Here is a 23,872-nt window from a genome sequence, read left to right as displayed (position 1 = left end):
TGACCTCTTTTCTGAATACTTAATCTCTCCGCCACCTTTTGCGCGCGTTATGCAAAAACAACTACTTGGTAATCACTGCATTCTCAACAATAATCGGGTACAAGTAACCGTAGCCATAATCCTTATCCAGCTCAAGTTTTCCCTCAACAATAACAACATCGCCTACTGTCACGTTGTTTTTGGTAGTAACAGTCAAATCATCAAGGGTACTGCTGTCCTGAACGTGTACCCAGTTCTTGCCCATGATGTTGGAAGAAAACTTGGTAACCTTGCCACGCAAGCGTACTGTTTTACCGTTGAGACCTTTTTTACCAGCAATAATATCGGCAATAGTACGGCCGCCATCAAGCTTGTTAACGCCTTTAACAGGTGTCGTCGCCGGCTGATTGATATTGGCATGCGGTGATGCCGGTGCGGCTGCGGCTGCGGCTGCGGCTGCGGCTGCGGCTGCGGATGCTGCTGCTGGTGCTGGTGCTGGTGCAGCTGCTGGTGCGGATGATGTACCTGCATCTGCCTTTGCATCAGTAATGTATTGGCCGACAAAATAAATCATGGGAAAGCTGCGCCCCAGGGTTTTACTCTGATAATTTTCCATCACCATTTCTTTTGTAATGGCGACAATGTCACCCTTTTTTAATGGCGTAGTCGGACCTGCCGCCCATACCTTGTTATCGCCGGTATCAATCTCGGCATAGGTATAACCGGTAACATCAATGATTTCTGTCACCTTGCCAAATATTTTGTTGGGGTCAGACCCGTATAGCGCTTCAGCAGCCTTCTGCTCAGCGGAGGGCATATAGCTCATGCCCGCGTAGATCAGGCCTGCAACAACACAGGCGATGGATAGTGCGATATATTTGGTACGGTTACTCATGTGACCCAGCCTCAGCAAGTTATTGAATTTATGTAATTTTTGGTACAACCCTGTTGCACAACCCAGAGTATAGCAGCATGTATTTTGCTGTCTCGACTATTTGATTCGTCTGGAAATGTTCCAGATTTACGCCGATTTCAGGGAAAAGTGGCGGAATATGGCGCTTTTTAGCGATTATCTGGGGATAAAAAGAGAGCCTGTTTCGTGCGCCTCCCGAAACTAATGGGGGAGCTAATGGGGACGGCGGGATTAAAAAATGGGCAGCATTCCAGCTGCTTAACGCTTAATCCCTCCGTTCCTTTTTATTACGTTTGATACCCGCCATTCACCAATCCCGCCCCATTCGTTACCTTTTATTACGGCCTGGCAAAGACTGGATACATCGCGTATGTAAATTCGCCGAATGCAGGGGTTGTAGTAATTGTATCTCCCTGAATGTTAACCTGATACGTATCCATATAGTAAGGATTTCCATATCCATTGTTCGTAAACTGGAATACATAGTCTCCATCCGGTAATGGGCCCAGTGGAACCGTTATGTGCGCAGGCCCCATCATGAACCAGCATGCACCACCCGAAAAATACGATCCTCCAAGATCTATTTCGTAAAATGAGCCATTTGATCGAATATTGTGACGTATTTGATAGTTATAACATTCATAAGTCTCTCTTTGGATAATATGAATCATCAAATCATTGCTATAAAAATCCCATAAAACACCAACATTGTATTTCGCTCCATTATACTCCACATCGTCTTTCTCACTGCATGATGCAGTCATTCCGCCAATAAATAGAAGGGCCATCAATGAAATAACTCGCAATCCCATGGTCATACCCACTCCTCTCAACATTGTTATTTTCATAATGAAATTAGCCAATATATATTAAATATTCCATGGCCGGATTACGGCCAATGAACCAGTCGGATACCGCTGATATATCGACCAGACTATTTCTAAAAACTGTTGGCACTCACCACCCGAACATCTACTGTCGCGTACTCAGGTAACGGGTTACTGCCACAGCCACAACTGATCTGGAAGTTCTCTTTATCACCGGACGCCAGCTTCCGGTTGATGTAGTCCGAACACTCATAGACAAACTTTCCATTCTTGTCCTTCAGCTCTGCTTCCAGGTGGACCGACGTCACATTGCCCTTGCCTGCATTTTCAATCTCGCCCAAGACCAGCAAGCGGTTCCCGGTCCTGGTCTCGCGATAGGAGACAATCCTGACTTGATCACTCTTGTCGTATCGTGACCGAAAATCTTCGGTCATATCCGTTGCATCCTCACCACCCATCCAGCCGGAAGCCTCCATTGCTGTCGGCATTATCCACACACTGCCAACAGTGGTCGCCAGCAGGACCGCTGCTGAAGGAACAATAAAACCAATGCCAAGCCAGAACCCGGCCTTGATTAACTGCCATTTTCCCCATTCATTCATTGAACACCTCCGCTCAGAAAAAACCGACCAGCTGCACGAAACCGGTCTGGGATCAGAAATAACTCCTGCATTAGAGAAAACTGTGATCTGATCCCGATTGTTTAGACCCCGTTTGTTTAATTGAATGGTTTTAAACAGAGAAACATAAGCTTACGCTGGTCCGACCCGCTCAGCCCGCTTGTTCCAGTGTTTGAAAACATTCTAGTCATCCGGGTTTCTTTTTTGCAAACGCATGCCGCCAAGATCAAGAACCGGTCTTTTGGCTTCCAGGCGAATAATGCCGGGCACGTTGCCATCCAGAACAGCGTCTGAAGCCAGAACATCGGCAGGTACCAGCAGCGCCAGTGCGTAGCTGCCTTCAGGCAGGTGCGTGAATCGGAAACGGCCGTCTTCCGCGAGCTCCTGGCTGTCAACAAGATGAGAGGACATATCAGGATAAGGTATTACGGATTTTAGCTTGGCCGGTTCGGAGTCGGCTTTCTTGCCGTTGCGCAGTCTTTTTTGACCAGTAACAAACAAGCCAATACGCACGCCTTTCGCTAACATGTCAGTGGCGCTGATCGTTCCATGAATTTGTCCGTTGTTCATCGCCGGTACCGCAGGATTGTCGGAAATCTCCAACGAATACTTCGCCGTGTTACGGGCGATATTGTATAACTCGGCTGCCCGCTCCTTGTTGCCAAACCTGAGCCAGGCGTCAGCAAGCAGCTTTGCACCAGCCCCACCGACATGAAACCGGCTGGAATCAGAAAACGCCATGACATCCTGGCGATTCTTGTCGGTGATCGGCGCCGCCTTGCCCAGCCAGCTCACATGCTGCATACGCAGAAACAGCGGCAACCCGTAAGGTAACCCTCCCTTCCGTTCAAGATTATCCAATGAATGAAAAGCCTCGTAAGGTTGCCACAGTGACAGTTGAACGGCAGAAACCAGGCCAATGGCGCTGTTACGAAAAATGCTACGCCTGCCATCGTTAAGTACAAACTGTTCAAGTTGCGCAGGTACACTGGTATTCAGCGGTGCGCGTTGAGCTCTCACACCAAATCCGGTTGCCCCCTCCACGTGGCGAGTCCACATACCTGTCTGGATCACCGATCCTTTTGTTTTGAGCCCGGATTCATATGGCTGCGAGCACTCGTCGTCGCCACAAAACCGCAGCAAGGTGTATTCCATCGGCCTGGTCTCTTCCAGTGATGCCGCCTCCGCGAGATCCGCCCTGGAGACATGAAGCGTGCTGGTGGCATAAGGCGATATCGCCAACATTAACACAGCAATAAAGCCGAGAACGGCCAAGCCAAACTTCGCTTCCCGGCCGCGCTGACGCAGTGAATAGCCTCCCGGCCGGAAAACACCGGCAAATTCGATCGCCACAACCACGGATATGGTGAAGACGAGCATGAAACCAACATAGATGCCGTTCCAGCCAAACGGGCTGGTTTCAAATGAGCTGTCGAAAGCTTCAACAAGAACAGTAAAGTATAACGCGGAAATTTTTTGAATTACGGCAATTGCGCCAATCAAAAACCCGGCGAATAACACTCCCAAAGTCGCAGTATTGCCCAGGTAAAGGAACGAAGACTTGTTAACACCCCACTCGGGCGCCTCCTTCCGTACGGAGGCCAACAGCACCCAGCATATCACTATCATTAAAACAAACTCGGACAGTCCTGTAATACTGGGTCTGCCGGGGTAATTCACGATGGCCAGAAAAATTGCCAACCCGGACAAAACAAGCACAAGGGATGGCTTCCACTGTTGCGCGATATTATTGAACCTGATCGCACCCAATTCCGGGTTGATACGCAACGCTCCAAAGTACCAAAGTATCGCGCAACATAGATAAATGATCGGCTCATTCAGCTGTGTTGGCAATGATGGAAATACAGGTAGCATGTTTACTTGATTGTATTGAGCAAGATCCATCAAGTACGCATTGAAATTGGGGAACGCAAACGCGTAATAGAACGAGCCAAAGGCATAGCCAAGAATCACGCCCCATACTGCTACGATCGATAACTTTCTGGTATTCATTTCACCCTTCCCGATTCAGTACGTAACACACAAATATTAGTACGAATATTATGGGAAACAAGCAGCGAAACCGTCCCATCCGCCTTATTGGGAACTGGATCACAGCGCACGCATTCGTAGCCGTTATGGCACGGGGCGCTCTATCTGGTAAATCTCCACCGATGCCCGCACGCTATCCCGGCACTCCATGAACACCGTTTTCATATGGGTCATACCAGCCTTGATCATCACCCTGCCCGACGCCGGCTTGGCGGTTAAATGCTCGGCAATAATAGTGATGAGATTAAGCTCATCAAAAGCATGATCGATGATCGCCTTCACCGCCTCGGTACAATAGCCGCGTCCCCAATACGGCTCACCAATCCAGTAGCCGATCTCCGCAGTCGAATCCTTGATCGAAATCAGACCCACCGAACCCAGCAGACTGCCATCTTGATTACGCTCCACCGCCAGGCTCAGCATGGCACCCCGCGCAATGGCGGCGGTAATCGCCCCAATCCAGGATTCCGCCATCCCATCCTCATAAGGATAAGGAATATTCCTCGTGGTTTTGGACACATTCGGATTACCCGCCAGCCTCTGTACCGTCGCGGCATCAGCAAGCACAAATGGCCGAAGCGTCAGTCGTTCTGTTTTGATTCGTGTCATTGCTTGTAGACCAGGCAGATTTTCCAGGGAAGAAGCGGTTACGCATTACTCGCTACCAACCAGTTTTTGCCTATTTTTTTATCCCTCCGGCCCCTTTAGCGGATGGGTTTATCAGGGTTTATTGTTTTCAAACCATTCGATGATCTGCGGATATAAATCAGCAATCGTCTGACCCGGTTTCCGGTTACGGTACAACTTCAGAAGATTTTTACTAAATTCATTGAATTGACGAAAACCTCGCCCCTTGACCATCTGCTTATTAATCGAATCCATCACAATGCCATGGTCTCCCGCAGGAAGAAGATCATTTGCGAGAAGATCAATCAGCCCCCAATTCATATATTCGAGAAAGACCGCCATGCCGCCGTTATAATAAGGATTGATACTTCTATCCACCCATTTGTCTTGATCAGCAGCCGCCTCGAGAATGCGATCCGTGTATTTTTCGGCTTCCGGGTTAATGTAGCCGTGATTAATTTCTGTGAAAACCGTTACAGTCCGTAAAAGTGTATCGGTTTTCTTTTTCATTTTAATCTTTCTGCCGGACTTGTCCTTGCGTTCCCAAGGGTAAGGAAAGTTGACATGCGCCTGGAGCTCCTTGAAACCATTGCTTTCGAACCATGCAGCGTTTTGGGTACCATAAACCAACGGTGAAAAAATGACCTTATACGCGTCATAACTCTTCGAATTGGGAAAGTTTTTGTCCAGCCAATCGACCATCCCGGCTATGTTTGCCGTGTCTCGATAAAACGTGATCTGATCTTGGTACGTTTTCGCGTTCTGTTTATAAAACTCCCGAAAATTGCTATCATCAGAAAATGATTGCATTTGATCAAGGTATTCCCTCAAGTCATTGGAACCCCAAAATCCTATGCGATCATAAATCTTGCTCTGCACAATCCTGGAATTGTTATCAAACTTGAAAGCGTAGCCATTGCTTTTCAATTTGACATAATGCACTAGTTCCTTTTGCACCACTTTTTCCAGGCTGCCAATAAGTGGATGGCTGCGATGCTTGTCAAACCATTGCACCATTCTTGCATAATAGTCTGAATCCTTGTACACCATATACTGAGTCTGACTAAGTGTTGGAGTCAAGGAAAGAGCAACATTGACGAGCTCATATACTTCCGGAACCTCAACAAAGATTTTTCCACGGTGTGCGGACTGATACTCTTTATCAAATACGGCTGCCGGAATATGTCGTTTTCCCACGATCTGCGTATAATAAAGCTCCTCACCTTTCTGTATGATAAAGTCATACTTGTTACCCTCCTCTACCATGAAACTGATCGAATCGACATCAGTAATAAATATTACCTTATGCGGTTTTCCGTCGATCAGCTGTGCATTGTAAATATCTGGTTTGAGATTAGAATTAAGACGCCAGCCCGATTTTTTTGCCCCTTCACCATCCTTAATACTGATAGCATCCTTGGTTGATTTAATGATCGGCAATTTATTTTGTGTACATGCCGTCGCCGACAAAGCTAACACTAGTGTCACAAAGATAATTCTGAACACGGCTACAGAAAATATGCTGATTGACATTTCCACTGGCTTATTGGTAATCCCGGATGCCATTTTTTGTTCCTTTGTGTGGAGTGTTAGCAACCAAACCGATCAGGATTGACGACTAAGTTTCAAATGCCATAAAAAGGGTACTGACCCCTTTTCTCTACCCCTTTTCTTCTTAGAAAACATTATTACAACTTAACCCTAACATAGACTGCTTTATTACTGGATGTATGGTGGATTCCGCAAAATAGATAACCACCTTTTTCTGTTTTTTCTTCAACATCAGCTTGGCTTATCATTCCAGTCCATCTTTTTCCAGGTTCTAGTTCATACGGGATTGGTTGACGGCCAATTGGCTCCGTTACTACACCTTGCATATCTGGTTTATTAAATAATCGTTTCCAAATATTACTGTAGTGTTTTGTTACGAGATGGGTAATTGTTGTTAACCTATCACTTTGATTTACAACTTCAACAAAAATATGCTTTTCGTCTTCAAGGCGGCCTTCAGGTTTATTTACAGATTGCATATTTGGCGATGCAGATACTCTTACATTGGCTCGACTCTTTTTCCATTTGATTACATCCCAAACGAGAACAATTGTTGCGATTACCGCGCCCCACCAAGCTGCTATTTCTGAGATATCCACATTACTTTCCATTGTTTTCTAACAGTGTATTAGGAAGCGGCTTCCTATCTCAATATGGTATGCCGCATACTATTTATCGACATTATTTATATAGTAATAATTAGTATAACACCGGATTTACAGGCTGGAACACCGGTTTGGGGGATTTACGATTACGGGATAGGCAGACAACTAACCTAGCAAGATCTGATGATCAGGGGTCAGAGCAGACTCACCCTTCGGGTTCCCTTGGTCTGACCCCGATCAATCCAGTCTTTTTCCTGTTGAACTCATTCTAAACCGGGGCACGATGGTTTCCTCCCCTTCTGTCCTTGTCTTGGCGGTGGCGCGAGCCGGAACGAAATCCGCTCGGCGTGTTTGAGCCCGAGTGAAAAATTGGGGTCAGAGCCGACTCGCGCTTCGCGCTCCCTGTGTCCGACCCCATTTTTCACCGGCGAGCTCTGAGCGGATTTGTCGTGAAGGCGCGCCACCAGGCCAAGACGGTTAAGGACAGCGGGGCGTCGTTTTCTTTCGTCCATTTCTTTTGGACGAGCAAAAGAAATGGACTCGTCGTTTGGGGGCGAAACCCCATTAGTACGCTGCGTAGCAGCAAAAAGAAAAAATCCCTGGATTCCTGAACGCATAGAACCACTTCGTGCTTCATTATGGATATCTCATAGAACCCTGCTGGGTTCATTATGAGCACCCCACACGTCCCGTGTCGGGGCGTCACCTCCGGTTCCGGGCGACACCAAAACCCTCCCATTTCCCATGGCAAACAAAATCCGGCCAAAATGCTACACTTCCTGCCGGATGTACCGGCCGCCAGGCCGCTTGTAATTCAAGGAGTTAGCGTATGCGTCCAGCACATATCCTGGGCATTCTGGACCGGGAATTCCGGAGCACGGCCGAAGGCCACCACACCCCTGTCATGCTGTGGGGCCCGCCGGGCGTGGGCAAGTCACAAATGGTGGCCGAGACCGCGGCCAAACATGGTGTACCGATGATCGATATCCGGCTGTCGCAGATGGAGCCCACCGACCTGCGCGGCATCCCGTTTCGCAGTGGCGACATGGTGGAATGGGCGATCCCGTCCTTGCTGCCCAATGCCGAGCGCCACGGCAACAAGGGCATCCTGTTCCTGGACGAAATCACCTCGGCGGCACCGACCGTCTCGGCGGCCGCGTACCAATTAATACTGGATCGTCGGCTGGGCGAATACTCGGTGCCCGAGGGCTGGGCCATTTTTGCCGCCGGTAATCGCCAGGGTGACCGCGGCGTCACTTATGCCATGCCGGCGCCGCTGGCCAACCGCTTCTCGCACTACGAGGTGGAGGCACACCTGGACGACTGGGTCGCCTGGGCCTATGCCAACGGCATCGATGAGCGTGTTATCGCGTTCCTGCGATTTCGCCCGGAGCTGTTGTTTGATTTCGACCCGGCGCATAACCCGGTGGCATTTCCGTCGCCACGGTCCTGGGAGTTTGCCCATCGTGCCATGCAGAAGTTTCATGATCACCCGGACTTGCTACTTGATGGCTTGCAGGCATCGATCGGCCCTGCTGCCGGTATTGAGCTGAAGGCCTTTGTCGACAACCTCGACAACCTGCCGGATATCGACGCCATTATTAATGGTGTGAAGGATGTGCCGGTACCGAAAGAAATTGATTTGCAGTACGCGGTGGCGGCGGCACTGGTGGGCCGTGCCATCAAGGCCCGCGCTACCGCGGAGGCGGCGACCATTTACGGCCACATACTGGATTACGCCGGCCGCTTCAGTCAACGCGAAATGGGTGTGATGCTGGTGTCGGACATGCATCGCGCTGTCGGCCAGGCCTTGTTTGAAGTGCCCCAGTTTGTTGACTGGGCCAAGCAAATTGCGGACGTGATGTTGTTTGAAGGCTGATGGCACAAGACATCGAAACCAAGCTGGCGGCAGCGCGGACACGGCTTATTCTTGACAAGCCGTTCCTCGGCGCGCTGGTGTTGCGCCTGCCCATGGTGGAGGCCAATCCCGACTGGTGCAAGACCACGGCCACCGATGCACGCAAGCTCTATTACAACCATGACTACATCAACCAGCTGACGCTGGAGGAATGCCAGTTCGTGCTGGCGCACGAGGCGTTGCACTGCGCGCTGTCGCACTTTGTGCGCCGGCAACACCGTATCAAGCACCGCTGGGACGTGGCCTGCGATTACGCCATTAACCCGCTGCTCATTGCCGATGGCATGAAGTACCCGCCTAACGCGTTATACATGCCGGATTACGAAGGCATGACCGCCGAAGAAATCTACCCGTTCATTGACGAGCACAACAATGACGGGCCCATGGACCAGCATCTTTATGATGATGACTCCAGCGATGGCGATGACAAGAACGAAAAGAACCAGGACCAGGACAGCCAGAACAAGAGTGATGAGCACGACTCTAATCAGCGCGACGACACGGATCAACGTGACTCCGATACGCCGCCGCAGGGTGAACAGGATCAACCCAGGCAACAGCAAGGCCAGGGGCAACAACAGCCCGATGATAACCAACGCGCTTCCGGTGGCAATGGTCAAAACGAACAACGCGGACGCCGTCATACACCTGACGGTGACACCGAACACTCCAGCCAGCCCGGCCAGCCCGATGAACAACAGCGTGGCGCCGCCAAGCCGCCACCTTTAAGCCAGACGGAAATGGAATCGCTGGCGATACAGTGGCAGCAACGCATGGCCGGTGCCGCGCAATCGGCCATCCAGGCCGGCAAGATGAGCGGCTCGATGGCGCGCATGGTGGACCACCTGCTGCAACCGCAACTGCCGTGGCGCATGCTGTTGTCGCGCTACCTGTCCAACGTTGCCCGCGATGATTACAACTTCGCCCGGCCGTCCAACCGCCGTGAAGGCGATGCCATTCTGCCAAGCCTGCATTCATCGCAGGTGGATGTCACCGTGGTACTGGATACCTCCGGTTCCATCAAGGATGGCGAAATGAAGGAGTTCATTTCCGAGGTCAACGCGCTCAAGGGCCAGTTACGGGCGCGCGTCACCCTGCACGCCTGCGATGACAAGCTCAATGTCGGTGGCCCGTGGCGCTACGAACCCTGGGAAGAGATCAGCCTGCCGGAAAGCCTCGAAGGTGGTGGCGGCACCGACTTTGCGCCGGCCTTTGAATGGGCCCGGCAGCAGGACAAGCAGCCTGATATAATGGTGTACTTCACCGACGCCGACGGTCACTTTCCCGAACGGGCGCCGGATTTCCCGGTTTTGTGGCTGGTCAAGGGCAAGAGCAAGGTACCCTGGGGCCAGCGCATACAGCTGAACCAGTAAGGCAAGCGCCATGAAAGCCGTGATTTTTCGCGCCCAGATCAACGAACTGGATGATGACTACTTCGCCACCGCGGCGCGCATGCGCGAGTTGGCCATGAGCCAATACGGCTGTGTTGAGTTTCACAGCGTCTGTGAAGGCGATAACGAAGTGAGTATTTCCTACTGGTATACTTCCGACCAGATCAGGCAGTGGGCGGCAGATCCTGAACACCAGCAGGCGCAGCAAAAGGGTCGCGACAAGTGGTACCGCTCATACCGTGTCGAGATTACCGATATACTCCGCACTGAAACCAACGTAAAACCCTAGCAGGACGAACATTGGAACAACTATCCAGCCAGGACCAGCTTCGACTGAACGTATTGCTGGCCAATCCTTTCGATGCCGTGCGCATCGACGAAAACAACATGATTCTTTATGCCCTGCGCGGCAACGAAGAAGCCAAGGTGCAACTCAGCCCCAACTGCAACCATGAGCGCTACCTGCGTTACGTGCGTGAACTGTTGTCCGGCCAGGTACTGGGATCACCCGGCGGCTACCCGGTGTACCTAAAGCGCTGGACACGCATGGGCCAGAAGTCTGATGACAACCTGCCCGAGTTGTTGAAACTGGGTGAACCCGAAGCCGTGCTGGCGGTGGCCGGTGCGCCGGGCCTGACCGATGAACTGGCAAGACTGGTGTGGTGGACATCACCGACATCGGAAATGGCGCGGCACATGCTGGAACGTGATGTTGTCGTCAACGGCAGCATGGGCAAGGTGCTGGCGGAACACCTGTATGAACACCTGGCCTTTGAAACCGAACCGCTGTTAATGATTGAAAGCGTGCGCCTGATGCTCAAGCCCGGACTGCTTGATGAAGACCGGCAGCGCAAGTTATGGGACAAGGGTCGCAAGAAACGCGCCTACCTGGTCGGCTTTCTGCGCGCCATGCCCGACAGGCTGCCGGAACTGCAGGCGGCGCGCCACGATTACGATCAGCACAGTAACAAGCTGGCCACGCTGGCAGCACGCAACCGCTATGTGGCCCTGCTCAACAAGACCCTGAGCGATGGCGGCCAGACCTTCTTGCAGGTAACTGAAACCGTGTTGCAGAAACCCTATAACCAGGATGACGTGGTGGCCCTGCTCAATGCCATGCGCGACTACCTGGATTACGGCTGCGACAACCAGCGCGAACAGGACATCGACAGCATTATCAGCGAATGCCAGGGCCAATGCGAAGGCGGTCGCGATATGGAATTGATCGAGGCACTGGGCGAATTGCCGGACTTGCAGCGCGAGCTCACGGCGTTGTTGATACTCGGCCGCTGTGGTGATGCCGTGGTGACACCGGTGTTTGCCCGCAGCGATGCCGTCGGCACGGTCATGCGCAAACGCCTGGCGCCGGTGACGGCGCCCATCTTCGAACAACTTGCAGTATTGCTGGGGCGCGGCTAATGGCAGGCATACAGATTCTACGTACGCACTTGACGCTGACGGTAACGGTGCCGCTGGAACAACTGCGCCGGGAAATGGGCGAACCGGTGCTGGCTATTGGCCCGACGCTGGCGGGCGAAGTCGACCAGTACGTGCGCGAACACAAGCTGGGTTACTACCCGGCGCTGGATTATTTTATTCAGAAGCAGGCGCTGGACATGGACCTGGTCGCGGCGGCCGAACACGTGGCCGCCATGGTCGCGGAAACGGCCCGGCGCAAGATCCAGACCCGGCTGCGCGAACCGTTTTCCAACATCAAGTTTGCCAATATTCAATCCGTGGCCATGACCCTGCCGCGGGTGCGACCGGGTGATGCCAATGCGCTTAACTCGCTGACCCAGCACTACAGCCCCAACCGTATCCGCATCGGCGTGATCGCCAGCTCCATCGAAAAAGCCGGCATTAATACCGAGGACTACAACAAGCTGGCAGCACACAAAATGCGTAACTGGCTGGAGCCGGAATTCGAGAGCGTCGACATCACCGAATCCCACCAGATGGACGCCGCTGACTGAAGATCCGCCCCGGCCGCTTGCACCGGGTCCACGTTCGGGAAGCCTGCGCCCCGGTCCGGATTCCCGACCAGGTGTGAGGACTGGTTGAAATTCCCGCGCACCACCCCCATTTCTGCCCCATTGCGAAAAACACGTTTTACAGGAGCAGACCCACCATGACAGTCGACACGCACAAGGAAACCCTGGGATTCCAGACGGAAGTCAAGCAACTGCTGCAGCTGATGATTCATTCGCTGTACAGCAACAAGGAAATCTTTCTGCGCGAGCTTGTCTCCAATGCCTCTGATGCCGCTGACAAGCTGCGCTTCGAGGCCCTGTCTGACGATGCGCTGTACGAGAACGACAGCGAGCTGAAGATTGAGCTGGAGTTTGACAAGGATGCGCGCAGCATCACCATTCGCGACAACGGCATCGGCATGAACCGCGCCGAGGTGGTGGAGAATATCGGCACCATCGCCAAGTCCGGCACCAGGCAATTCTTTGATTCGCTGACCGGCGACCAGGCCAAGGACGCGCATCTCATCGGCCAGTTCGGCGTTGGTTTCTACTCCGCCTTTATTATTGCCGACAAGGTGACATTGACCACGCGTCGCGCCGGTCTTGGCAAGGAACACGGCGTACGTTGGGAATCCGCCGGTGAAGGTGATTATTCCATCGAAACCGTTGACTGTGACAACCACGGTACACAAATCGTATTGCACCTGCGTGATGGCGAGGATGAATTCCTCAATGGCTACCGCCTGCGCAGCATTATCAAGAAATACTCTGATCACATCACGCTGCCGATTCGCATGAAAGCCGAAGCAACCGGTGATGATGACACGCAGGCAGCCGAAGAATGGGAAACCGTCAACAGCGCATCAGCATTGTGGGCGCGACCGAAGAATGAGATCAGCGAAGACGAATACAAGGAGTTCTACAAGCATGTAGGACACGACTTCGAAGACCCGCTGGCGTGGTCGCACAACCGCGTTGAAGGCAAGCAGGAATACACATCGCTGCTGTACGTTCCATCGCGGGCACCGTTTGACCTGTGGGATCGCGACAGTCGTCATGGCGTCAAGCTGTACGTGCGCCGTGTCTTTATTATGGATGATGCCGAACAGTTAATGCCCACCTACCTGCGTTTTGTACGTGGCGTAATCGATTCCAATGACCTGCCGTTGAACGTATCGCGCGAAATCCTGCAGCAGAGCAAGGAGATCGACGGTATCCGTGCCGGCTCGGTAAAGAAAATACTGGGCATGCTCGGTGACATGGCCAAAAAGGAACCGGAAAAGTATGCCGGTTTCTGGAAAGAATTCGGCAAGGTCATGAAAGAAGGATTGGCCGAGGACTTTGCCAACCGTGAAACGCTGGCCAAGCTGATTCGTTTTGCTTCCACCCACGATGACAGGGAAGAACAGGCCATCTCGCTGGAAGACTATGTCTCGCGCATGAAGCCGGAACAGAAGGCAATTTATTATATTACCGCTGACAGCTTCGCCGCGGCGAAAAACAGCCCGCACCTGGAAATCTTCCGCAAGAAGGAAATTGAAGTGCTGCTGCTGGCCGACCGCGTTGATGAATGGATGCTGTCCGGCTTGAATGAATTCGACGGCAAGCCGTTGCAATCAGTCACCAAGGGTGAACTGGATCTCGGCGACCTGGAAGACACGGACGAAAAACAGAAGCAGGAAGAATCGGCCAAGGATTACAAGGATCTCACCGACCGGATTCAGAAGCTGCTTGATGAAAAGGTCAAGGAAGTGCGCGTAACCCATCGTCTTACCAGCTCACCGGCGTGCCTGGTGGCCGGCGAGCATGACATGAGCGCCAACCTGGAGCGCATACTCAAGGCTGCAGGCCAGAGCATTGCCGGCAGCAAGCCGATACTGGAAATCAACCCGGAACATCCACTGGTGCAACGCATCAAGACTGAAGCCGATGAGCAGCGTTTTGATGACTGGGCCAACATCCTGTTTGACCAGGCGCTGTTGAGTGAAGGTGGTCAGCTGGACGACCCGGCCAGCTTCGTCAAGCGCATGAACGAGATCATGATTGAACTGAGCAAGTAGTCTTTTCGTTTTCAGCTTTTCAACGTTTTAAGCCCGGCCATGACACCATGAGCCGGGCTTTTTGTTTGTTGCATGAGTCGTGCACCAACCTCGGCCCAATGGATCAAAAGTAGCTGCAACAATAATCCGTGACGGTTTTTATCTTTAGCTGGAACTTCTCGTTGGCGGGTACTTCGAAGCTTTCACCGCCGTTGACGGTTTTCCAGTCTTCGCCAGGCAGTTTCACTTCCAGTTCGCCTGACAGGATTTCCATCAGTTCGTTGGTGTCGGTGCCAAATTCATAGTCACCGGGCATCATGATACCCAGGGTTTTCCTGCTGCCATCTTCAAACTTGACGGTTCTGCTGGTTACCTTGCCATCAAAATAGACATTGGCTTCCCTGACAACGGTAACATGTTCAAACTCTGACATCGTTTGCTTCCTTCCGGTTTAACGAGTTTTTCAAAATCAATTCTGCCCGGAGTAATACCGATCCGGATCACCAGCAACATCAGACCTGCACGCCCTCGAAGATGTCCTTGTAGGCTGCATACTGGGATAACATGAGCACCGGTATGACAACTATCAGGCCCAGACCCAGCGGTATTGCGGCTACCATCGCCAACACCAGCACGACAATACTGTACAGTGTCAACGGCAGGAAATTGCGCAGGCAGGAGAAGAAACTGATCTTCAATGCCTTGCCCGCGTCCACGTCGGCAAGCATCACCAGTGGCACAGCAAAATACATGAGCATAATGACAATGGAAATAACGACCAGGGCAATAATCATGGCAGTCATGGTGCTGGTCACAACACCAATCATGCTTATATCAGGGTCTGATCCGGACACAAGCTCCATATAACCGGCCACTGCCACCAGCAGCGGAATAACAGCAACGATGGCCAATGCCATGTTGATTGCACCCAGGGTCAGCATCGGGCCGAGTTTTCCCGGTTGCCTGAACGCGTGGAACAGGTCGCCAAACTCGACCTCGTCGTTGCGATCAAGCCGGCGGGCGAAATACAGGTAGCCGCCGCCAAATACCGGCGCCACGAGAGTGCCGACAATCTGGCCGATAACAGGCATAAGCGATACCAGCAACTGGATGCCGGCAATCGTCAGGAACAGGCCGATGGCAAGCCCCGGTTCGCGCATGAACAAGCGCCAGGCATGGGCAAGCCAGTCCCAGCCGTGACTGATACTGACGCGGTTAATGGTCATGACTCCTCCCCTTTATGATTATTTTGCCGTGATTATATTGCCCGGCACCGGGCGGCGCTGGCGTTTACTTGTCTTTGGGTTTGCGGCCGCCAATCTTGTCGATGGAAATGGCTGTCACCTTGCTCGGCTCGTCAGTGAAACGCGGACGCAGCGTCGACTCCAGGCCGAACTCGGCCATCAGTTCCTGTTCGCGCGCACTGATCAGCATCAGGCATTGACGAATGTTTTCCACCGTGTCTTCGGTCAGGGGATGTTTCAGGTCCGGCGGTGTCGCCGTATCCTTGACCACGCTGGTCAGCGTGATCTTCATGGCCTGCAGCACGCGGTATTCCTTGTGATCATTCAAATTTGATTCAGACATTCATCACCTGTATTCAATAGTCATTCTACGAGATCAATCATAAAGTTCTGCAACGCCCGTCGCAGTACCGCCATAAACACCACCGCCAGCATAATCACGATCAACGCCTTGATAGTCCAGGTGTTGATCACCAGGCCCAGCGCCATGCCCGCCGCCGGCGGATGTTCGGCAGAGGTAATCACCATCAGGAAAATGGCGCAACCTACAGACAGTGCGCTAAATACAATGTAGGTCGTTGCCTGGGAAATCGGGATTTGCGCCATCTCCGGCAGGTGCGACAGGTAATAGAATACCACGCCCACGACTATGCCGATGCCATAGCCACCCAGCAATGACCGCGGCCGGGAACCGAATGCATGAGGACGGGTAAAGACCAGGAAAACGCTGGAGCCGAGGGTGGCGATCAGGGCCGTATGGGTGAAGACGTCCAGGAATAACAGGATGAGCAGGATGGCAAGTGTCGCCAGCACCGACTGGATGACATAGGGCCTGGCGTTTTTCCTGAAATCACGGGCAATGATCTGCATGAGACGGGTCTTCCCGGTCCGGGTTTTTCAACAACAGACCGGAAACTACCCGCTGATGGCCATCAAGGCAAATACGAACTGCGGCCGCCGTTGCTCAGGCGCCGGAACGGGCGACGCTGGAATAATGCTTCTTGTAGCGCAGCACCTTGCGCACGTATTCCTGGGTTTCGTCAAACGGCGGAATGCCGCGATAGCGGGCCACCGCTGTCGGGCCGGCATTGTAGGCGGCCACGGCCAGGTGAACCTTGTCGTCGTACTGGGTCAGCAAGTCCCGCAGGTAGCGCACGCCGGCGCGGATATTCTGTACCGGGTCATAGATATTGTTGACGCCGTAGATTTCGGCAGTGCCTGGCATCAACTGCATCAGGCCGGATGCGCCCTTGTGCGACGTGGCATAAGGGTTGAATGCCGATTCCGCGTGGACCACGGCCTTGACCAGCGCCGGATCGACTTCGTAGCGGCGCGCCATTTGCGCAATCACCCGGTCGTAACTGGACGGATCGGCCCGGAAAAACTGCGGCGCCCGGTTGGCAGCCACCATGCCGACGCCTTCGACAGTCTGGCTGGAACGTACCAGCTTGTAATCCTTGCTCTGCACCGCGTGGTCGGTAATGATGCGTGAGCCATCGGGCAACTGGTAGACATAAATGGCAGCCTGCGCCGACATCGCCCCCAGCGACGCCATGACTACACAGCCCAAGTTGACCATTATTTTTCTTACTGTTTTCAACATTATACGAGTCCTAGTTCAGCCTCTCAGCATTGCTATCGTTCACCCCGTTCTTGGGCTTTAACCACAGCAACCATCGTGCCAACCCTGATCAAATGGCCAAAAATGCACGCAACTGTCTGAATTTTCGATCAATTGACGATCGGTGAGGCATTTTTCCTGATTTTAGCATGGCTACACCGCGTCGCCAGCTTGACGCTCATGCGCACTTACAAAATCAAGGCAATTCCCCAAATGGGGTCATGTTATGAATGTTCCGGCAAGGGAATGGAATGACCAAACCGGGCCACGGTGACCGACGGCGCAATCGGTTCAAGCTGTTGCTGCAGCGACAACTGCGCGTCCGGTTCGCCGTGCACCAGCACCACCGGTGGCGCGTCCCTGAATGCCCGGTACCAGGCCAGCAATCCTGCCTGGTCTGCGTGGGCGGACAAGCCGCCAACAGTATGGATAGTCGCTGCTACCGGGTAGCGCTTGCCCATCAGCCGCAGTTCACGCGCACCGTCCACCAGCGCCCGGCCGGGCGTACCCCGCTCCTGGTAGCCGACAATAATGACATGGCTGGTCTTGCGACCGATGTGGTGTTTCAGGTGATGACGGATGCGACCGCCGGTACACATGCCGCTGGCGGCAATAATAATGGCGCCGGAGCTGACCCGGTTAATGGCCATGGATTCTTCCACCGTGCGCGTCAGGCTGAGCTGATCGGTAACGTCGTTGTGTTGTCCCGGTCGCCACAGCATCTGGGCGTCCTTGCGCAACAGTTTCACGTGCCGAAAATAGACTTCGGTGGCTTCTATGGCCATGGGACTGTCGAGAAAAATCTGCCAGCGATTCAGCTGCCAGCGCGTGCGGTTCCTGGCAAACAGGTGCAGCAGCGCCTGTGACCGACCAACAGCAAACGCCGGGATCAGGATGTTGCCGCTGGCCTGCCCGGCTTCACCAAGAATCTGTTCCAGTTCATCATAAGTGTCTTCGAGGCTGCGATGGTTACGATTGCCGTAGGTGGACTCAAGAATCACCATGTCGGCATCGGCAATGGTTGTCGGGTCACGCAGCACCGGTCGCCCGCCAAAGCCGAGGTCACCGGAATACACCAGCTTGCAGTGCCGGTCCGCCTGGCTCAACCATAACTCGACTATGCCGGCACCCAGAATATGCCCGGCATCATTGAAGCGTACATCGATACCGGGCAACACATTGATACGAGCGTCGTACTCCACGGCCTCAAACTGCGTCATCACCGCATCCACATCGTCGCGGTTATACAGCGGCTGTACTGGTTCGCCATTGTTATTCTTGCGATGGCGATTCAGCCATTCGGCATTGCGCTCGTTAATGAATGCTGAATCACGCAACATGATTGTGCACAGGTCGCGCGTCGCCGCATGCGTATAAATGGGGCCGGTAAACCCGGCGCGAAACAACAACGGCAACCGCCCGGAATGATCAATATGGGCATGACTCAGGATAACCGCGTCGATCGTGGTCGCATCAAAGGGGAATGATTCGGCATTGCGCGCTTCTTCCTCGTCGGAACCCTGGATCAGGCCACAATCAAGCAGAACGCGGAAGCCGTTGGCTTCAACAAGATGGCAGGAGCCGGTCACTTCCTGGGCAGCGCCATAACACGTGTATTGCATGGCGGACTGGGTCATTGCACGCCTCGGGCGGATTGCCGCGCCGGTTACGGTGGCTTTCAGTATCCCCCGTTCCGATGCGGCAGGATTTGACCCAGGTCAGCGACCGACGAGATGACTAATGACTATCCCAGCCACTTGCGAGCATTGCGGAACATACGCAGCCAGGGACCATCTGCACCCCAGTCATCGGGATGCCATGACCAGCTGACGGTACGGAACAGGCGTTCCGGGTGCGGCATCATGATAGTGAATCGGCCATCCTTGGTGGTCAGGCCGGTAATGCCATGAATGGAACCATTGGGATTAAGCGGGTAACTGTGTGCCAGTTCGCCTCGGTTATCCACGTAACACATGGCCACTTCCTTGCGCACGATAACTTCCTTTACATCCGCATCCTGGCGGAACTCAGCGCGGCCTTCACCATGGGCAACGACTATGGGCAGGTTGGAACCGGCCATGCCATCGAGAAACAATGACGGGTTTTCCGGTACCTGCACCATGACCATGCGCGCCTCGAATTGCTCCGACTCGTTGCGCACAAAGTGCGGCCAGCGCTCGGTGCCCGGCACCAGCTCATGCAGGTTGGACATCATCTGGCAGCCGTTGCAGATGCCAAGGGCAAAACTGTCCTCGCGATCAAAGAAGGCAGAGAAGTCATCACGGGCGCGGCTGTTGAACAGTATCGACTTGGCCCAGCCTTCACCGGCACCCAAAACGTCGCCATAGGAGAATCCGCCGCAGGCAACCATGCCCTGGAAATCCTTCAGGCTCTTGCGACCGGCAATGATGTCGCTCATGGTGACATCAACAGAACTGAAACCGGCGCGGTCAAACGCGGCTGCCATTTCCACGTGGCCGTTTACACCCTGTTCACGCAGGATGGCCATGGTCGGGCGCACACCGGTATTAATAAACGGCGCCGCTATGTCTTGCTGCGGATCGAAACTCAGTTGTGCGTGCAGGCCGGGATCACTGGCATCCTGGATACGCGCATACTCCTCCTGCGCGCATACCGGGTTATCGCGCAGGCTTTGCATGTGATACGTGGTCTCGGACCAGGTACGCTGCAGGTCTATACGCGCTTCGGACAACAGGATCTTGCCCTTGTGGCTGATGCTGAAGCGATCATCACTGCGCAGACTGCCGATAATATGTGAATACCTTGCAAGACCGGCTTTTTTCAACGCACCGAGAATGCCGGCGCGATGCGTACGCGGAATCTGCAGCACGGCGCCCAGCTCTTCCGAGAACAGTACTGCTGCCGGATCACTGCCCAAGTCATCGATATTGACCTGCAACCCTGTGTGCCCGGCAAAGGCCATTTCACACAGGGTTGCCATCAAGCCGCCATCGGAACGGTCGTGGTAAGCCAGTACGTAACCCAGCTCGTTCAGCGCCTGGACCACGTGGAAGAACAGTTTCAGGATTTCCGGCTTGTCCACGTCGGGTGCCACGTGGCCTAACTCGCCATATACCTGTGCCAGGATGGAGCCGCCGGTGCGATTGCGACCCTTGCCAAGATCAATGAACAACAGGTCGGTATCACCCTTGTCGGTACGCAGCTGCGGGGTCAGTGTCTTGCGCACATCCATGACCGGGCTGAACGCCGATACGATTAATGACATTGGCGCAGTCACCTGCTTCCTGTCTTCGCCGTCGCCCCAGACGGTTTTCATGGACATGGAATCCTTGCCCACCGGGATGGAGATGCCCAGCGCCGGGCAAAGCTCGGTGGCCACCGCGCGCACGGTATCAAACAGCGCGGCGTCTTCGCCGGGGTGGCCGACAGCGGCCATCCAGTTGGCTGACAATTTGACGTCGGGCAGTTTTTCGATGCGACTGGCGGCGATATTGGTAATGGCTTCACCAATAGCCATACGACCACTGGCCGCCGGGTTGATCAATGCCAATGGCGTGCGTTCACCCATGGCAACTGCTTCGCCGGTGAAACCTTCGTAACCTGTGGTTGTGACTGCAACGTCAGCAACCGGTACCTGCCACGGGCCAACCATCTGGTCGCGCGCCACCATGCCAGTTACGCTGCGATCACCAATGCTGATGAGGAAAGTCTTGTCGGCTACCGTTGGATGGCTGAGCACGCGGTAAGTTGCGTCGCGCAGATCGATCTTCTTTGTATTGAATTTTGGCGTCTTGAACTTGATGCGCCTGACGTCACGCTTCATGCGTGGCGGCTTGCCCAGCAATACCGACATGTCCATATCGATGGGACGCTTGCGGCGCTCGGCATCAGCACTGGTGTCATCGGCAAAATAACTGTCTTCCAGTACCAGTCGCGGCTCTGACGTGGCCGCGCCCACTACGCTGTAGGGACAACGCTCACGCTCACACAATTCACGGAACAGTCCGAGCCTGGCGCTGTCGATGGCCAGCACATAACGTTCCTGGGATTCGTTGGACCACAGCTCCATTGGTGTCATGCCCGGCTGATCGCTGTTGACCTCGCGCAGGTTGAACAAGGCACCACGCCCGGCATCATCTACAAGTTCAGGCAAGGCGTTGGACAAACCGCCGGCACCGACATCATGAATCGACAGAACCGGGTTGGCAGCGCCCATGGCCCAGCACTTGTCGATGACTTCCTGGCAGCGACGCTCCATCTCCGGGTTGCCGCGCTGTACCGATGCATAATCCAGGTCTTCAGCGCTGGCGCCGGTAGCCATACTGGACGCAGCACCACCGCCCAGGCCAATCAGCATGGCTGGGCCACCCAGCACAACAATGCTGGTTCCGGCCGGGAACGCCTGCTTGTGTACGTGCTCAGCGCGAATATTGCCCATACCACCGGCGAGCATGATGGGTTTGTGATACCCCCTGACTTCACCGGTCGCACCGGATTCAAAGGTACGGAAGTAACCACCAATATTGGGTCGGCCGAATTCATTATTGAACGATGCACCGCCAATGGGGCCTTCGATCATGATGTCCAGCGCACTGGCAATACGATCCGGTTTGCCGAAGTGGCGCTCCCAGGGTTGCGTGGCACCGGGAATGTTCAGGTTCGATACACTGAAGCCGGTAATGCCGGCCTTGGGCTTGGAGCCGCGACCGGTTGCGCCTTCATCGCGAATCTCGCCGCCGGAACCGGTTGCGGCACCGGGAAACGGTGATATGGCGGTGGGATGATTATGGGTTTCCACTTTCATCAGGATTTGCAGGTTCTGATCCTGGTAGGTGTATTCATGACTTTTTGGATCAGGGAAGAACTGCCGGGTTTTGAAACCTTCAATCACCGATGCATTGTCCTTGTAGGCAACAACGGTACCGCCGGGATTCAGTTCATGACTCTCACGAATCATCTTGAACAGCGAGTCATTCTGCTTGCGGCCGTTGATGACCCAGTCGGCATTGAATACCTTGTGCCGACAATGCTCGGAGTTGGCCTGGGCAAACATCATCAGCTCGACATCAGTGGGATTGCGACCCATGCGCGTGAAATTGGCAACGAGATAATCCATCTCGTCTTCGGAAAGCGCCAGGCCAAACTCGGTATTGGCCGATTCCAGTGCAGTGCGCCCCCGCTCCAGCAACGGCACCACGCGCAGTGGTGCCGGCTCTTGCTCATCAAACAACTTGTCGGCAACCGACAAGTCGGTTGTGACCATCTCGATCATGCGATCATGTAACAGCGGTGCGACCAGCCGGAATTCTTCAGCAGTGAGCGCATCGCCACTCTTGTCCATGTACCAGGCTACACCGCGCTCCAGTCGATGCACCGAAGCCAGGCCGCAATTATGGGCAATGTCAGTCGCCTTGGATGACCACGGTGAAATGGTACCGATACGCGGAATCACGTATACACAGTCACCGGCCGGTTGCTCGGTCGACATTGCCGGTCCGTATACCAGGATACGATCCAGCGTTGCCTGTTCGGATTCGGTTAATGGTTTTTCCAGTGCGGCAAAGTGCAGGTACTCGGCATAGACATGACTGATGCCGGGCACCAGTGCCTGCATTTTCGACAACAGCTTGTCATGCCTGAATGTTGACAGCGCCGGTGCGCCGCGCAGGTGAAGAATGCTTGTTATCGTATGCTTGCCTGAACTCGACATTTATCTGACCCCAAATCACTGACAACGCGTGTCATACACCCTGGCTGATTTCACACCAGTCCAGTCCTTCATCCTGGGATGCCAGCTGCACCCAGTCACTGTCACAACCCATGGCCTCGACAAGCGCCAGGCGCGCCAGTGATTCCAGGTTATTCTTTTCGCTGAGGTGCGCCATTACCAGGTGCTGTAAATCATCGGTTTTGATGGCGCGCACCAGTTCTGCGGCTGCCTCGTTATCCAGGTGACCATATTCCCCGGCAACCCTGGCCTTTAATGCAGGCGGATAATCACCGCGTGTCAGCATATTCCGGTCGTGATTGCATTCAACAACCAGCGAATCGCAGTTATCCAGGACCTGTAGCATGTGTGCCGTCACGCAACCGGCATCGGTAAGAATACCGAGACGACGCACACCATCTCCAAAGACATATTGCACCGGTTCGCGGGCATCATGGGGAACCGGGTACGGCTCCACCTCAATATCGCCTATGGAGAATGTCTCGTGCGGATTGATAATGTTTATCTCCGGAATCCCGCCTAACTGGGAATGACTGACCCGATGGGTACCATCAGTAAGCCAGACGGGTAAATTCCATTTTCTTGCCACCACGCCGACGCCCTGTATATGGTCGCTGTGTTCATGGGTGACTATGATACCGTCAAGCTGGTCCCCGGTCAGTGCCAGGCGTGCCAGCCTGGTTTCGGTTTCCCTGGCGGAAAATCCGCAATCGAGCAACAAGCGGGTCTGACCTACCTGGATGACAGCGGCGTTACCCTTGCTGCCACTCCCCAGGTAGGCAAAGCGCATGGTCGACGTCAACGG

21 protein-coding genes are annotated in these 23,872 nt (G+C 53.9%); 6 read left to right on the top strand and 15 right to left on the bottom strand.

Annotated features, from left to right (window positions below):
* Nucleotides 1-61: 61 nt before the first annotated feature.
* The 7 genes from OEZ10_09890 to OEZ10_09860 form a co-directional block, all read right to left on the bottom strand.
* On the bottom strand, nt 62-874 hold the full coding sequence (locus OEZ10_09890; GenBank protein ID MDH5633285.1) for a hypothetical protein: 813 nt from the start codon (nt 872-874) through the stop codon (nt 62-64).
* A gap of 356 nt (nt 875-1,230) precedes the next feature.
* Nucleotides 1,231-1,710 carry a hypothetical protein gene (locus OEZ10_09885; protein MDH5633284.1) on the bottom strand — a complete coding sequence of 160 codons (480 nt, stop codon included), beginning with the start codon at nt 1,708-1,710 and terminating at the stop codon, nt 1,231-1,233.
* Between the two features lie 122 nt (nt 1,711-1,832).
* Entirely contained in the window at nt 1,833-2,321 is a 489-nt protein-coding gene (locus tag OEZ10_09880; GenBank protein ID MDH5633283.1) for an FxLYD domain-containing protein, read from the bottom strand.
* Between the two features lie 201 nt (nt 2,322-2,522).
* On the bottom strand, nt 2,523-4,352 hold the full coding sequence (locus OEZ10_09875) for a hypothetical protein (GenBank protein MDH5633282.1): 1,830 nt from the start codon (nt 4,350-4,352) through the stop codon (nt 2,523-2,525).
* A gap of 123 nt (nt 4,353-4,475) precedes the next feature.
* Complete coding sequence (locus OEZ10_09870) at nt 4,476-5,000, bottom strand: GNAT family N-acetyltransferase (protein ID MDH5633281.1); 525 nt, start codon at nt 4,998-5,000, stop codon at nt 4,476-4,478.
* 111 nt (nt 5,001-5,111) lie between these two features.
* Nucleotides 5,112-6,584: a DUF4932 domain-containing protein gene (locus OEZ10_09865; GenBank protein MDH5633280.1), complete on the bottom strand. Its 1,473-nt coding sequence runs from the start codon at nt 6,582-6,584 to the stop codon at nt 5,112-5,114.
* Between the two features lie 122 nt (nt 6,585-6,706).
* A complete protein-coding gene (locus OEZ10_09860) occupies nt 6,707-7,168 on the bottom strand; it encodes a hypothetical protein (GenBank protein MDH5633279.1) in 462 nt (153 codons plus the stop codon).
* Nucleotides 7,169-8,003: 835 nt separating this feature from the next.
* Here OEZ10_09860 and OEZ10_09855 point away from each other — a divergent pair.
* The 6 genes from OEZ10_09855 (at nt 8,004) to htpG (ending at nt 14,513) form a co-directional block, all read left to right on the top strand.
* A complete protein-coding gene (locus OEZ10_09855) occupies nt 8,004-9,053 on the top strand; it encodes an AAA family ATPase (GenBank protein ID MDH5633278.1) in 1,050 nt (349 codons plus the stop codon).
* Nucleotides 9,053-10,465 carry a VWA-like domain-containing protein gene (locus OEZ10_09850; protein ID MDH5633277.1) on the top strand — a complete coding sequence of 471 codons (1,413 nt, stop codon included), beginning with the start codon at nt 9,053-9,055 and terminating at the stop codon, nt 10,463-10,465. Before OEZ10_09855 ends, OEZ10_09850 begins: the two co-directional genes overlap by 1 nt.
* Nucleotides 10,466-10,475: 10 nt before the next feature.
* On the top strand, nt 10,476-10,772 hold the full coding sequence (locus OEZ10_09845) for an antibiotic biosynthesis monooxygenase (protein MDH5633276.1): 297 nt from the start codon (nt 10,476-10,478) through the stop codon (nt 10,770-10,772).
* 11 nt (nt 10,773-10,783) lie between these two features.
* On the top strand, nt 10,784-11,902 hold the full coding sequence (locus OEZ10_09840) for a sulfur reduction protein DsrS (GenBank protein MDH5633275.1): 1,119 nt from the start codon (nt 10,784-10,786) through the stop codon (nt 11,900-11,902).
* Nucleotides 11,902-12,456, top strand: a complete 555-nt coding sequence (locus OEZ10_09835) for a hypothetical protein (GenBank protein MDH5633274.1) — start codon at nt 11,902-11,904, stop codon at nt 12,454-12,456. Before OEZ10_09840 ends, OEZ10_09835 begins: the two co-directional genes overlap by 1 nt.
* Before the next feature lie 155 nt (nt 12,457-12,611).
* Nucleotides 12,612-14,513, top strand: a complete 1,902-nt coding sequence (htpG, locus tag OEZ10_09830) for a molecular chaperone HtpG (protein ID MDH5633273.1) — start codon at nt 12,612-12,614, stop codon at nt 14,511-14,513.
* A 103-nt stretch (nt 14,514-14,616) separates the two neighbouring features.
* Here htpG and OEZ10_09825 read toward each other — a convergent pair whose 3' ends face one another.
* From OEZ10_09825 to OEZ10_09790, 8 genes are all read right to left on the bottom strand, one after another.
* Nucleotides 14,617-14,925 carry a pyrimidine/purine nucleoside phosphorylase gene (locus OEZ10_09825; GenBank protein ID MDH5633272.1) on the bottom strand — a complete coding sequence of 103 codons (309 nt, stop codon included), beginning with the start codon at nt 14,923-14,925 and terminating at the stop codon, nt 14,617-14,619.
* A 79-nt stretch (nt 14,926-15,004) separates the two neighbouring features.
* The gene (locus tag OEZ10_09820; GenBank protein MDH5633271.1) at nt 15,005-15,718 is read right to left on the bottom strand and encodes a BPSS1780 family membrane protein; all 714 of its coding nucleotides are present in this window, start codon (nt 15,716-15,718) and stop codon (nt 15,005-15,007) included.
* Between the two features lie 64 nt (nt 15,719-15,782).
* Nucleotides 15,783-16,079, bottom strand: a complete 297-nt coding sequence (locus OEZ10_09815) for a segregation and condensation protein A (GenBank protein ID MDH5633270.1) — start codon at nt 16,077-16,079, stop codon at nt 15,783-15,785.
* A 20-nt stretch (nt 16,080-16,099) separates the two neighbouring features.
* Nucleotides 16,100-16,606 (bottom strand): HPP family protein, encoded by a 507-nt coding sequence (locus OEZ10_09810; protein ID MDH5633269.1) that lies wholly within the window; start codon nt 16,604-16,606, stop codon nt 16,100-16,102.
* 94 nt (nt 16,607-16,700) lie between these two features.
* Nucleotides 16,701-17,339 carry a lytic transglycosylase domain-containing protein gene (locus tag OEZ10_09805; GenBank protein MDH5633268.1) on the bottom strand — a complete coding sequence of 213 codons (639 nt, stop codon included), beginning with the start codon at nt 17,337-17,339 and terminating at the stop codon, nt 16,701-16,703.
* 242 nt (nt 17,340-17,581) lie between these two features.
* Complete coding sequence (locus tag OEZ10_09800) at nt 17,582-18,994, bottom strand: MBL fold metallo-hydrolase (GenBank protein ID MDH5633267.1); 1,413 nt, start codon at nt 18,992-18,994, stop codon at nt 17,582-17,584.
* A gap of 107 nt (nt 18,995-19,101) precedes the next feature.
* The gene (gene purL / locus OEZ10_09795) at nt 19,102-23,049 is read right to left on the bottom strand and encodes a phosphoribosylformylglycinamidine synthase (protein MDH5633266.1); all 3,948 of its coding nucleotides are present in this window, start codon (nt 23,047-23,049) and stop codon (nt 19,102-19,104) included.
* 31 nt (nt 23,050-23,080) lie between these two features.
* On the bottom strand, nt 23,081-23,857 hold the full coding sequence (locus tag OEZ10_09790) for an MBL fold metallo-hydrolase (GenBank protein MDH5633265.1): 777 nt from the start codon (nt 23,855-23,857) through the stop codon (nt 23,081-23,083).
* Between the last annotated feature and the right edge of the window lie 15 nt (nt 23,858-23,872).

This window comes from Gammaproteobacteria bacterium (assembly GCA_029880545.1).
In the GTDB taxonomy this organism is placed as follows: domain Bacteria; phylum Pseudomonadota; class Gammaproteobacteria; order Acidiferrobacterales; family SZUA-150; genus JAOUOD01.
Note: the sequence above shows the minus strand (reverse complement) of the source record. Positions and strands in the feature narration are given on the sequence as shown.